General features: G+C 65.2%; 13 protein-coding genes. 12 read left to right on the forward strand and 1 reads right to left on the reverse strand.

The features are described 5' to 3' along the window. Positions 1 to 317: 317 nt before the first annotated feature. From L8F45_RS08785 to L8F45_RS08840, 12 genes are all read left to right on the forward strand, one after another. Entirely contained in the window at positions 318 to 665 is a 348-nt protein-coding gene (locus L8F45_RS08785; RefSeq protein WP_342362497.1) for a DUF2849 domain-containing protein, read from the forward strand. Further along, complete coding sequence (locus L8F45_RS08790; RefSeq protein WP_342362498.1) at positions 652 to 2337, forward strand: nitrite/sulfite reductase; 1686 nt, start codon at positions 652 to 654, stop codon at positions 2335 to 2337. Before L8F45_RS08785 ends, L8F45_RS08790 begins: the two co-directional genes overlap by 14 nt. Further along, positions 2324 to 2854 (forward strand): DUF934 domain-containing protein, encoded by a 531-nt coding sequence (locus L8F45_RS08795; protein WP_342362499.1) that lies wholly within the window; start codon positions 2324 to 2326, stop codon positions 2852 to 2854. The genes L8F45_RS08790 and L8F45_RS08795 overlap by 14 nt, the downstream gene beginning before the upstream one ends. Further along, positions 2844 to 3611, forward strand: a complete 768-nt coding sequence (locus tag L8F45_RS08800; RefSeq protein ID WP_342362500.1) for a phosphoadenylyl-sulfate reductase — start codon at positions 2844 to 2846, stop codon at positions 3609 to 3611. Before L8F45_RS08795 ends, L8F45_RS08800 begins: the two co-directional genes overlap by 11 nt. Continuing rightward, positions 3608 to 4510 carry a sulfate adenylyltransferase subunit CysD gene (cysD, locus tag L8F45_RS08805; protein WP_342362501.1) on the forward strand — a complete coding sequence of 301 codons (903 nt, stop codon included), beginning with the start codon at positions 3608 to 3610 and terminating at the stop codon, positions 4508 to 4510. The genes L8F45_RS08800 and cysD overlap by 4 nt, the downstream gene beginning before the upstream one ends. Then, complete coding sequence (gene cysN / locus L8F45_RS08810; protein WP_342362502.1) at positions 4510 to 6153, forward strand: sulfate adenylyltransferase subunit CysN; 1644 nt, start codon at positions 4510 to 4512, stop codon at positions 6151 to 6153. Before cysD ends, cysN begins: the two co-directional genes overlap by 1 nt. Further along, positions 6150 to 6302: a hypothetical protein gene (locus L8F45_RS08815; RefSeq protein ID WP_342362503.1), complete on the forward strand. Its 153-nt coding sequence runs from the start codon at positions 6150 to 6152 to the stop codon at positions 6300 to 6302. The genes cysN and L8F45_RS08815 overlap by 4 nt, the downstream gene beginning before the upstream one ends. Next, a complete protein-coding gene (gene cysG / locus L8F45_RS08820; RefSeq protein WP_342362504.1) occupies positions 6299 to 7768 on the forward strand; it encodes a siroheme synthase CysG in 1470 nt (489 codons plus the stop codon). Before L8F45_RS08815 ends, cysG begins: the two co-directional genes overlap by 4 nt. A gap of 254 nt (positions 7769 to 8022) precedes the next feature. After that, entirely contained in the window at positions 8023 to 9057 is a 1035-nt protein-coding gene (locus tag L8F45_RS08825; RefSeq protein WP_342362505.1) for a sulfate ABC transporter substrate-binding protein, read from the forward strand. Positions 9058 to 9060: 3 nt separating this feature from the next. Then, positions 9061 to 9927 carry a sulfate ABC transporter permease subunit CysT gene (cysT, locus tag L8F45_RS08830; RefSeq protein WP_342362506.1) on the forward strand — a complete coding sequence of 289 codons (867 nt, stop codon included), beginning with the start codon at positions 9061 to 9063 and terminating at the stop codon, positions 9925 to 9927. Next, entirely contained in the window at positions 9920 to 10801 is an 882-nt protein-coding gene (gene cysW / locus L8F45_RS08835; protein ID WP_342362507.1) for a sulfate ABC transporter permease subunit CysW, read from the forward strand. Before cysT ends, cysW begins: the two co-directional genes overlap by 8 nt. A 12-nt stretch (positions 10802 to 10813) precedes the next feature. Continuing rightward, complete coding sequence (locus tag L8F45_RS08840) at positions 10814 to 11863, forward strand: sulfate/molybdate ABC transporter ATP-binding protein (protein ID WP_342362508.1); 1050 nt, start codon at positions 10814 to 10816, stop codon at positions 11861 to 11863. 3 nt (positions 11864 to 11866) lie between these two features. On the opposite strand, the gene L8F45_RS08845 is transcribed toward L8F45_RS08840, so the two are convergent. Beyond that, positions 11867 to 12409: a hypothetical protein gene (locus tag L8F45_RS08845; protein ID WP_342362509.1), complete on the reverse strand. Its 543-nt coding sequence runs from the start codon at positions 12407 to 12409 to the stop codon at positions 11867 to 11869. Between the last annotated feature and the right edge of the window lie 57 nt (positions 12410 to 12466).

The following is a 12466-nucleotide window of genomic DNA, read 5'->3' on the forward strand; positions in this document are numbered from 1 at the left end:
CGACTCCGAACCGCCTGATGGAAGAGATGAGCGCAATCGGGCGGCGCCGGTTTCCCGGTTGAAAATTCTTCTCCGACTGACGCCGGCGACAGCGGGAATTTTTCTTGCAGCGCACCATCTTTGAAAGTTGCGCCTACCGATCCTTTATTGTTCTCAATGAGATAGCGAATTATATGGCAGGTCCGACTGAAGTTCCCGGAGCGTCGGACCGTGACCGCATCTCGGCCTTTTCAGAATTTGGAACCCTTCAAAACGGGTTCGCGCGCTCGTTGTGCGGTTCGTGAGGCGCGATTCAGCCTGTCGCGGGGAGCCGCGTGATGGCGGTCCCGAAGCGTCCCCCGCTGCCCCTCATCCTTCTCGCCAATGATCTGCTGGATGGCGATGTCGTGTTCCGCACCGCCTCCGGCGGCTGGACACGCGATCCCGCCGACGCGCTGATCGCCCGCGACGAGGCGACGGCGGACAGGCTGGAATCCGAAGCCGCCGCGACGATGCGCAACAACGAGGTCGTCGACGCCTATGTCGTCGATGTGAGCGTCGGCGCCGACGGCGCGCCCACGCCCAACCATTTCCGCGAGCGCTTCAAGACGCTCGGCCCCAGCAATCGTCCCGATCTCGGCAAGCAGGCCGAGTTCGCGCGGAGGTCACCGCATGTACCGTTATGACGAGTTCGACGAGCGCTTCGTCCGCGAACGGGTCGCGCAGTTCCGCGCCCAGGTGACGCGTCGTCTCGAGGGGTCGCTGACCGAGGACGAATTCAAGCCGCTGCGCCTGAAGAACGGCGTCTATCTCCAGCTTCACGCCTACATGCTGCGGATCGCCATTCCCTATGGCACGCTGAATTCGCGGCAGCTTCGCCAGCTCGCCGTGATCGCCGACAAATATGACCGCGGCTACGGTCATTTCACCACGCGGCAGAACATCCAGTTCAACTGGCCGAAGCTCAGGGACATCCCCGACATTCTCGAACTGCTCGCCGATGTCGAAATGCATTGCATCCAGACCTCGGGCAACTGCATCCGCAACGTGACATCGGATCATTTCGCCGGCGCGGCGGCCGACGAGATCGAGGATCCTCGCCCGACGGCGGAGCTCATCCGGCAATGGTCGAGCCTCCATCCCGAGTTCGATTATCTCCCGCGCAAGTTCAAGATCGCCGTCACCGGCGCCGATCACGACCGCGCCGCGACCAAGGCGCACGACATCGGCCTGCGCGTGCAGCGTCATCCTGACACGCATGAGATCGGCTACGAAGTGATGGTCGGCGGCGGCCTCGGCCGCACGCCGATGATCGGCAAGGTCGTGCGGGAATTCCTGCCGAAGAAGGATCTGCTCGCCTATCTCGAGGCGATCATGCGCGTCTACAATCTCGAGGGGCGCCGCGACAACAAGTACAAGGCGCGCGTGAAGATCCTCGTGCATGAGATAGGCGCCGAGGAATTCACGCGCCGCGTGGAAGCGGAGTTCGCACGGCTCGACGGCGCTTCCGTCAACGCCGACCCGGAAGAGGTAGCGCGCATCGCCGCTTACTTCGCGCCGCCGGCGTTTCAGACTCTGCCGGCTCGCTCGACGAAGCTTGAAGCCTACAAGGCGATGAATCCGGCCTTCGCGCGGTTCGTCGAAAACAATGTCACGGCGCATCGCGCGCCGGGATACGCCGCCGTCACGGTGTCGCTGAAGGAAATCGGCGCCGCGCCGGGCGATATCACGTCGGACCAACTGCGCGCCGCGGCCGACCTGACCGAACGCTTCTCGTTCGATGAAGCGCGCATCTCGCATCACCAGAATCTGGTGCTGCCGCATGTGCGGCAGGATGATCTGTTTGCGCTCTGGCAGGCGCTTGGCGCGGCGGGCCTCGCGACGGCGAATGTCGGGCTCATCACCGACATCATCGCCTGCCCCGGCCTCGATTATTGCGCGCTGGCGACGGCGCGCTCGATCCCGATCGCGCAGGCGATCGCGAAGCGCTTCGCTGACGAAAAGCGGCAGGCGCTGATCGGCGCGCTCGGCATCAAGATTTCCGGCTGCATCAACGCCTGCGGCCATCACCATGTCGGCCATATCGGCATTCTCGGTCTGGAGAAGAACGGCGTCGAGAACTACCAGATCACGCTTGGCGGCGACGCGACCGAAAAGGCGGCGCTCGGTGAGCGCCTTGGCCCCGGCATTGATGGCGAAGACGTGCCTGAGGCGATCGAGCGCATCGTCGCGGTCTATCTCGCCGAACGTCGCGAGGGCGAAGTCTTCATTGATGCGGTGCGCAGGCTTGGCCTTGGCCCCTTCAAGGCGGCCTTCCAGACGCTGACCGGGCAGGAGGCGCGCCATGCCGCTGCTTGATCGCTCAGGCTTCAAGCCCGACGCCTATGTCCGCGTCGAAGACGGCGCGATCGACGGCGTCGCTTTTGCGCTCGTCCCCTGGGCGAAGCTCGGCGATGCGCTGACGGCGAAGGGACGCGATCAGCGCATCGGCGTCGAGATTCCGAATTCGATCTCGATCGCGGAGCTGAAGCTCAATCTGCGGCAATTGTCGCTGGTCTCGATCATCTTTCCCTCGTTTTCCGACGGGCGCGGCTTCTCGCTGGCGCGCCATCTCCGCAATCACGGCTTCACCGGCGTCGTGCGCGCGACCGGGCCTTTGATCGCGGATCAATTCTCCTATGCGCTGTCCTGCGGGTTCGATGAGATCGATCTGCCCGAGGCGAGCGCGGCGCGCCAGCCTTGGCCGCAATGGGAGGCCGCGTTGCGCTCGATCAGCCATGGCTATCAGCGCGGCTATGGCGACGGCGCCAACATTCTGGAGCAGCGGCGTGCGCGCCGCCGTGAAGCGGCTCAAGAAGCGCCCAATGTCGCGTGATCGCGCCATAGCGCTCGCCGCGGAGCTTGATCGCGAATTCGCGTCGCAGGACGCGCGAGGACGATTGCTTGCGCTGCGTCGCGCGGTGAAGGGGCGCATCGTCTTCACCACGAGCTTCGGACTTGAGGATCAGGTTCTCACGCATCTGATCGCCGAGAGCGGCGCTGATTTTGAATTCGCGACGCTTGATACCGGCCGCCTGTTTCCCGAGACCTACGAAGTCTGGAGCGCGACGGAAGATCGCTACGGGCTGCATGTGCGCGCCTATTATCCCGAGAGGGATGCGATCGAGGCGCTGGTCGCGAAGCAGGGCGTCAACGGCTTTTACGATTCGATCGACGCGCGCAAGGCGTGCTGCGGCGTGCGCAAGGTCGAGCCGCTGGCGCGCACTCTTCATGGCGCCGACGGCTGGATCGCGGGGCTGCGCGCGGATCAGTCCGCCAATCGCGGGGAGGCGCACTTCGTCGAGTTCGACGCTGGCCGCAATCTGCTGAAATTCAATCCGCTGCTCGACTGGACGCGGGCGCAGGCGGCGGACTTCGCGGCCGCGCATGACGTTCCCGTTAATGCGCTGCACGCGAAAGGCTTTCTCTCCATCGGCTGCGCGCCCTGCACGCGCGCGGTTCAGCCCGGCGAGCCTGAGCGCGCCGGCCGCTGGTGGTGGGAGGACGAAGCGAAGAAAGAGTGCGGCTTGCACATCACGGCCGACGGCCGCGTTGCGCGTGGCCCTGCGCCTCAGCTTGAGGTCGCGTCGTGATTCAGTTGACGCATCTGCAGAAGCTTGAGGCGGAAGCGATCTACATCATCCGCGAGGTCGCCGCGACCTGCGATAATCCCGTGCTGCTCTATTCGATCGGTAAGGATTCCGCTGTCCTCCTGCATCTTGCGCTGAAGGCGTTCTATCCCGCGAAACTGCCTTTCCCGCTGCTCCATGTCGACACGACCTGGAAGTTTCGGGACATGATCGCGTTCCGCGACGCAGCGGCGACGCGGCTCAACGTCAATCTGCTCGTCCATATCAATGAGGAAGGTTTGAAGGCGGGCGTTAGCCCGTTCGGCGCGCAGGCGCATCTGCATACCGACCTCATGAAGACGCAGGCGCTGAAGCAGGCGCTCAACAAATACAGATTCGATGCGGCGTTCGGCGGCGCGCGGCGCGATGAGGAGAAGAGCCGCGCCAAGGAGCGCGTATTCTCGCTGCGCTCGCCCGATCATCGCTGGGACCCGAAGAACCAGCGGCCGGAGCCATGGCGCCTGTTCAACACGCGCAAGGCGCCGGGCGAAAGTTTCCGCGTCTTCCCGCTGTCGAACTGGACCGAGCTTGACGTGTGGGACTACATCGCGCGCGAGAATATTCCCGTGCCGGGCCTCTATTTCGCCGCGCCGCGTCCTGTCGTGGCGCGCGACGGCGCGCTCATCATGCGCGACGATGATCGTATGGAGCTGCGTCCCGGCGAAACGCTGGAGACGCGCATGGTGCGCTTCCGGACGCTCGGCTGCTATCCCCTCACGGGCGCGATCGAGAGCGAAGCGGCGACCGTCGAAGACATCATCAGGGAGATGCGGGAGTCGCGCTCGTCCGAGCGGCAGGGCCGCATTATCGATCGCGACGGCTCGAGCTCGATGGAAGCCAAGAAGCAGGACGGATATTTCTGATGAGCGCGCGCGCCGCCACCAAGGTCGAGCAGGTCGCGCGGGAGCAGATTCCCGCGGCCGCCAATGCGCCCACAGCGCTTGCGCCTGCGGTCGCGGGGCCGACGCTGCTGCGCTTCATTACCTGCGGATCGGTCGATGACGGCAAGTCGACGCTGATCGGCCGGCTGATGGTCGAGGCGGGAGTGGTGCCGGATGATCAACTTGCCGCGCTCGAAAGCGACTCCGCGAAGCAGGGATCGGCGGCGGGCGAACTCGACTATTCGCTCCTCGTCGACGGGCTCGCGGCCGAGCGCGAGCAGGGCATCACCATCGACGTGGCCTATCGCTATTTCGCCACGGCGAAGCGCGCTTTCATCGTCGCGGATACGCCGGGCCATGAGCAATATACGCGCAACATGGCGACCGGCGCCTCGACCGCCGATCTCGCGGTCATCCTGATCGATGCGCGCAAGGGCGTGCTGCCGCAGACGCGCCGCCATTCCTTCATTGTCTCGCTGATGGGCGTGCGCCGCGTCGTGCTCGCCATCAACAAGATGGACATGGTCGGTTACGACGAGAGCGTCTTCGCTCGCATCGACGCCGATTATCGCGCCGCCGTCGCGAGCCTCGGCTTCGAGCAGATCGCGGCCGTTCCCGTTTCCGCGCGCGAGGGCGACAATATCGCTGCGCGATCCGAACGGACGCCCTGGTTCACGGGCGCGCCGCTGCTCGCTCTTCTCGAAGGCGCGCAGACGGACGCGCGCGCCGCCGACGAGGCCGGCTTCGCATTTCCCGTGCAATGGGTGAACCGGCCCAACCTCGACTTCCGGGGCTATGCCGGAACGGTCGCGCGCGGCGCGGTCTCGGTCGGCGCCGAAGTCGTGGCGCTGCCATCCGGCCGCCGTTCGCGCATCGCGCGCATCGTCACCGCTGACGGCGATCTCGACGCAGCGCAGATCGGGCAGGCGGTCACCGTCACGCTTGACGACGAGATCGATATTTCGCGCGGCGATGTGCTGGCGTCGCCAACCTTGCGCCCGCGCATCCGCAAGCACTTGTCCGCGCGGCTGCTCTGGACCGGCGAGCGGCCGATGCGCGGCGACCGCGATTATCTCATTCGCGTCGGCGCCGCGACGGCGCGGGCGTCGATCGAAGCCGTTCACTCCGTCATTGATGTCGAGAGCTTCGCAGCGAAGCCGGCCGAGACGCTGGCCATGAATGATATCGGGCTCGCCTCGCTCGCCTTCGACCGGCCGCTGGTGGTGACCGATTTCGCGGAGAGCGCCGAACTCGGCGGCTTCATCCTGATCGATCGGCTGACGAACGAGACCGTCGCCTTCGGCTTCGTCGCGCCTGACGGCAGCGATCCCGCGGCCTCCGCGCGCAGCGAGGAACTCGCCCGGCTGGTCAGCAAGCATCTCGGGCGGCCGGGCACAGACACCAGACTGCGCCGCATGCAGGAGGTGAGCTGGCGGATCGTCAGCGCCGTCATCGTGGGGGCGCTGACGCTGTGGGCGACGGACAGCGCGATTCTCGCCTGGACGCTGGCCGGAGCGGACCTTGTCCTGCGCACGGCGCTGCGGCGCATCAATGCGCTCGCATGGCGCAGGGCGCTGAAGCGGCGTCCCGTTCATGAATTCAACGACTATGGAGGCGGAATATGAGCGAGGATCGCGAGATCGGGCGCGTTGACTTCGTCTTCCGTCTGGTTGTTCTGCTGCTGGCTGGCCTGTGGATTGCTTTTCCGCCGGCCAGAGATGAGGGCCCAACGGCGCGCCCCGCCGCTTCGCTCACACAACTGACCCAGCAATGACCGACGCCGTCGCCCGCACGCCTGTTCCTTCAGCGCCCCAACGCATCGCGCCGCTGGCGGCGCTGCCTGTGTTCCACAAGCTCGCCGGGCGCAAGGTCGTGCTGGCCGGGGCGGGCGAGGGCGCTGCATGGAAGGCGGAGCTGCTGGCGGCGACCGGCGCGCGGCTCGCCATTTTCGCGGGCGACGAGCAGCGAGCGTTCGCCTCTGTCGCCGCAGATGAATTCAAGGGCCAAGTCGAGATCATTGCGCGCGAATGGACGGAAAGCGACCTCGCCGGCGCGGCGATCGCCATCGCCGAATGCGACAATGACGAGGACGCCGCGCGGTTCGCCGCAGCCGCCCGCGCCGCCGGCGCGGCCGTCAATGTGATCGACCGGCCGGCCTTCTGCGATTTCCAGTTTGGCGCGATCGTCAACCGGTCGCCTGTCATCGTCTCAATCTCGACAGACGGCGCGGCGCCGGTCTTCGGCCAGTCGATCCGCTCCAAGATCGAGGCTTTGCTGCCGAAGAGCCTGCAGGGCTGGGCCGAGGCGGCGCGCGACTGGCGGCCGTCCGTGCAGACGCGCGAACCTTCTTATGCGCAGCGGCGTGGCTTCTGGGAGCGCTTCACGGATCTCGCCTGGCGCGCCATCGAGCGCGCGCCGAGCGAACGTGACCGTGACGGGCTGCTGCGCGATCTCGATCGGCTGACGACGGCGGTCGCCCCGTCCGGGCGCGTCACGCTCGTTGGCGCAGGCCCCGGCGATCCCGAGCTCCTGACTCTCAAGGCTGTTCGCGCGCTGCAATCGGCCGACGTGATCCTCTATGACGATCTCGTCGGGCCCGACATTCTCGATTTCGCGCGACGCGAGGCGAAGCGCATGCTGGTCGGCAAGACTGGATATGGACCATCCTGCAAGCAGGACGACATCAATGCGTTGATGGTGTCGCTCGCGAGGCAGGGCAAGCATGTGGTGCGCCTCAAGGGCGGCGATCCCGGAATTTTCGGACGCGCGGGCGAAGAGATCGCGGCCTGCAAGGCGGTGAATATTCCAGTCGCGATCGTGCCCGGCGTGACCTCGGCGCAAGGCGCGGCGGCGTCGCTTGGCGTTTCTTTGACCGAGCGCAAGCGCGCGCGGCGCGTTCAGTATGTGACGGGCCATGGCGCCGACGGAAAGCTGCCGAAAGATATCTCGTGGTCGGCGATCGCCGATGAAGGCGTGACAACTGTCGTCTACATGCCACGCCGCACGCTTAACGAATTGAGCGCACAGGCGATTGCGGCTGGGCTTGATCCTGCGACGCCCGCCATCGCCGTCGCGGCGGCGACGCGCCCGAACGAGGCGCGCGTCGCGACGACGATCGCCGAGTTGCCGGATCGTCTCGGCGATCTGCCCGACGATCAGCCTGTGCTTGTTATGATCGGTCGCGCGCTCGATCAGGCGCTGGCGAATTCCATCGACGACCGGGCGATTCTAACGGCGTAAAGCGCCGTTTTATTCCCTCTCCAACGTCAAAACGATCTCTCAAATTGCGCTCATTCCAGGCGGCGTGCGAATTTGCGCGCTCAACTGGAACATTGTGGCGAAGAAGGCTATTCTCTTGTTCAGGCGAATTTTGAAACGCCATTCGGTCCGGGTTTGTTGCGTCGCACTTTCTGCTTGACGTACAATACGTTCTCTAAAGCGGATGATTTGCTCGCGTTGCGTGTTGAAGCTTCTGCAAGCGGATGGAGAACAGAATGACCCTCGGGCGAAAGCGATCGCTTATCGATCTTGCGCTTGCCGCCGCAGCGTTCGCGTTCTGCTTCGCGGTGATCGGGCATGCGCGGGCGCAGACGGAGCTTCTCAACGTCTCCTATGATCCGACGCGCGAACTCTATCGCGCGCTCAACGAAGCCTTCATCGCGGACTGGAAGGCGAGCAGTGGGCAGACGATCACCATTCGCCAGTCACATGGCGGTTCGGGCGCGCAGGCACGCACCGTGATCGACGGCCTCAACGCGGACGTGGTGACGCTTGCGCTCGCGGGCGACATCGACGCCGTCGCCGAACGCAGCAAGAAAATCCCGGCCGACTGGCAGAAGAAGCTTCCGCACAATTCCTCGCCCTACACCTCGACGATCGTCTTCCTCGTGCGCAAGGGCAATCCGAAGGGGATCAAGGACTGGGGCGATCTCGCGAAGCCCGGCATCGCAGTGATCACGCCGAATCCGAAAACCAGCGGCGGCGCGCGCTGGAATTATCTTGCGGCCTGGGCGTGGGCGCAGAAAGCTTACGGCAATGACGACGCGAAAGTGCGCGGCTATGTCGCGGCGTTGCTGAAGAATGTGCCTGTCTTCGACACCGGCGCGCGCGGCGCGACGACGACGTTCGCGCAGCGCGGCCTCGGCGACGTGTTGCTGGCGTGGGAGAACGAGGCCTTCCTCGCGCTCGCGGAATTCGGCGCCGACAAATTCGACATCGTCGCGCCGAGCCTGTCGATCCTGGCGGAGCCGCCGGTCGCGCTGGTCGACGGCAATGTCGACGCGAAGAAGACGCGCGCCGTCGCGCAGGCCTATCTCGAATTTCTCTACACGCCGAAGGCGCAGGCGATCATCGCGAAAAACTTCTATCGGCCGATCCTGCCGGAAAGTGCGGCGCCGCAGGACCTCGCACGCTTTCCCAAGCTTGAGCTCGTGACGATCGACAAGGATTTCGGCGGCTGGGCGAAGGCGCAGAAGGATCATTTTGCCGACGGCGGCACCTTCGATCAGCTTTACAAACCGGCGAGGTGAGGCGTGGCGGCCGCTGCTCCTGCGCTTCGATCGACCGGACCGGCCGCGCGGGGCCATTCCGTTTTGCCGGGATTGGGACTGTCGCTTGGCGTCACGGTGACGGCGCTCTCGCTGATTGTTCTCATTCCGCTCGCTGCGCTTGTGATCAAGGCTGCAAGCGCAGGCGTTGATGACATGATCGCCATCGCGACATCGGAACGCACGCTGGCGGCGCTGAGACTGTCGTTTGGCGCGGCGCTGGCTGCGGCGCTGATCAACGCCGTCTTCGGACTTCTGATCGCCTGGGTGTTGGGCCGCTATAGCTTTCCCGGTCGACGACTGATCGACGCTGCCGTCGACCTGCCCTTCGCTTTGCCAACCGCTGTCGCCGGCATCGCGCTTGCGACGATCTATTCGCCGAACGGCTGGGTCGGGCGTTTGCTCGCGCCGTTCGACATCAAGATCGCCTACACGCCGCTCGGCGTGATGGTGGCGCTTGTCTTCGTTGGATTGCCTTTCGTCGTGCGCACGGTGCAGCCGGTTCTGAACGATCTCGAATCCGAAATTGAGGAGGCGGCTGCTTTGCTCGGCGCAAGCCGCGCGCGCACCATCTTCACCGTGCTGCTGCCGGCGATCATGCCGGCGTTATTGACGGGCTTTCTTCTCGCCTTCGCGCGCGCCGTCGGCGAATATGGCTCGGTGATCTTCATCGCCGGAAATATTCCGATGGTGTCGGAGATCGCGCCGCTGCTGATCGTCATCAGGCTCGAACAGTTCGACTATGCCGGCGCCGCCGTCCTTGCGGTGATGATGTTGCTGGTGTCGTTTCTGCTGATCTTCATCGTCAACTGGCTGCATGGCGCATCGCGCAGGACGATCGGCGATGTCTGACGCAACCGCATTTCTTTCCGCGCCTGCTGCACCCGCGCAACGCGTGCGATCGGAGTCGCGCGCGACGCAATTTTGTCTGATCGCGGTCGCGATCGCCTTTCTCGGGCTTTTCCTGTTTCTGCCGCTGGCGTCGGTCTTCGTCGAAGCCTTCGCCAAGGGCTGGGACGCCTATCTCGTAGCGCTGACCGAGCCGGACGCATGGGCTGCGATCAGGCTGACCTTGCTGATCGCAGTCATCGCGGTGCCGCTCAATGTGGTCATAGGACTAGCGGCGGCATGGGCGATCGCGAAATTCGACTTCCCCGGCAAGAATCTGCTGGTGTCGTTGATCGACCTGCCATTCTCCGTTTCGCCTGTCATTTCGGGCCTCGTCTATGTCCTGCTGTTGGGCGCGCAGGGCTATTTCGGACCGTGGCTTGCAGCGAACAACGTCCAGATCATCTTCGCGCTGCCGGGAATTCTGTTGGCGACGATCTTCGTGACGTTTCCGTTCGTCGCGCGCGAGTTGATCCCGCATATGCAGTCGCTGGGAAGCGCCGACGAGGAAGCGGCGCTGACGCTCGGCGCATCGGGCTGGCGCACATTCTTCATGATCACGCTTCCCAACGTGAAATGGAGTCTGCTTTATGGCGTGCTGCTATGTAACGCGCGCGCCATGGGCGAATTCGGCGCCGTCTCCGTGGTGTCGGGCCGCATTCGCGGCGTCACCACGACGATGCCGCTGCATATCGAGATTCTCTACAACGAGTACAACACGGTCGCGGCCTTCGCCGTCGCGTCGCTTCTCGCGCTGCTGGCGCTGGTGACGCTGCTGTTGAAAACGCTGCTCGAGTGGCGGTCCGGCGACGGACAAGCCGCGCGCCAGAATATCTGATCGGAGAAACCGATGTCAGTCGCAATGACTGTTGAAGCGGTGGAGAAACAGTTCGGGACGCATGCCGCCCTGCGCGGCGTGTCGCTCGACGTGCGCGCCGGCGAGCTTGTTGCTTTGCTTGGGCCGTCCGGCTCGGGCAAGACGACGTTGCTGCGCCTCATCGCCGGGCTCGACGCGCAGGATTCCGGCCGCATCCTGTTCGATCAATCCGATGTGCAGAATCTCTCGCTGCGCGATCGCCGCATCGGCTTCGTGTTCCAGAACTATGCGCTGTTCCGGCATATGACGGTCGCGGCGAATATCGGCTTTGGATTGCGCGCACGTCCGCGTTCGTCGCGTCCATCACGCGCGGAGATTGCGCGGCGTGTTGAAGAGCTGCTGGAGCTTGTCCAGCTTGGCGGGCTTGGCGGTCGCTTCCCGACGCAGTTGTCAGGCGGCCAACGGCAGCGCGTAGCTCTGGCGCGCGCGCTGGCGATCGAACCGCGCGTGCTGCTTCTCGACGAGCCCTTTGGCGCGCTCGACGCGAAAGTGCGCAAGGACCTGCGGCGCTGGCTGCGCGAACTTCACGACCGCACCGGCCACACGACGGTCTTCGTCACGCATGATCAGGAAGAGGCGCTTGAGCTCGCCGATCGCGTCGCGATCCTGAACGACGGCCGCATCGAGCAGGTCGACGCGCCTGATGATGTCTATGATCATCCGCGCACGGCGTTCGTCTGTGAATTCCTCGGCGAGGCGAACCGTCTCCCCGTCGAGATCGCCGGCGGGCGCGCGTTTTTCCGCGACGCGCCGATCTATGCGGGCTCGCAGGTCAATCGTTCAGGGCCGGCGGCGCTCTATGTGCGGCCGCATCATTTCAAGCTGATCGAACCCTCTTCGGTCGGGCTGAGCGGCGTCGTCGCCGCAGTGCGCCGGCGCGGGGCGATCCGCCGCGCCGAAGTGGCGATCGACGGTCTCGACAATAATCTCGATGTCGATGTCGCGAGCCAGATTGCGCCGGCGGTCGGCGAAAATGTCGGCCTGCGGGTCACGCAGGCCAACGTGTTTTCATTGGCGGCTTAAGCGCTATTTCACGCAGATGAGCGTGCCAGCGGCGACGCCCTCATCCTTGCTGGTGCATTGCGCCGCCTTTTTGCCCGGACGCGTCGGATCGTCCGTCAGCGACACGCCGTCATCGCAGGAGATGAAGGCGTTGATGATCGACTCGTCGGCCTCGCAGCGGCCGAGGTCGGCGGCTGAACTCCAGGCGCGATACATGATCGTCATGCCGCCGGTCGGGCCACGTTCGCCCTGGGGACCGGCCGGTCCCTGAGCGCCTGCAGGCCCAGCGGGGCCGATGCTGCCCGCGACGCCAGCTGGGCCGGCGGGTCCAGCAGGTCCGACCGAGCCGGCGGGGCCGATGGGGCCGGCAGGGCCAGCCGCGCCGACAGGGCCAGCAGGCCCCGCAGGACCGGCGGGTCCAGCCGGGCCTTGCGCGCCCTGAGCGCCTTGCGGTCCCGCGGGTCCCTGCGCGCCCTGAGGACCGGCCGGTCCCGCCGGACCGGGTTTCTGGTCGCAGGCGGCGACCAGCAAGGCGAGCGATGCGGCGCAGAGAATTCCGAACTTCATATCAGCCTCCCGAGAAACGGGGAGGACGTTCGCGCAGGGGCATGACGGCGTCAACGC

The sequence above is a fragment of the Terrirubrum flagellatum genome (assembly GCF_022059845.1).
GTDB classification, from domain to species: Bacteria; Pseudomonadota; Alphaproteobacteria; order Rhizobiales; family Beijerinckiaceae; genus Terrirubrum; species Terrirubrum flagellatum.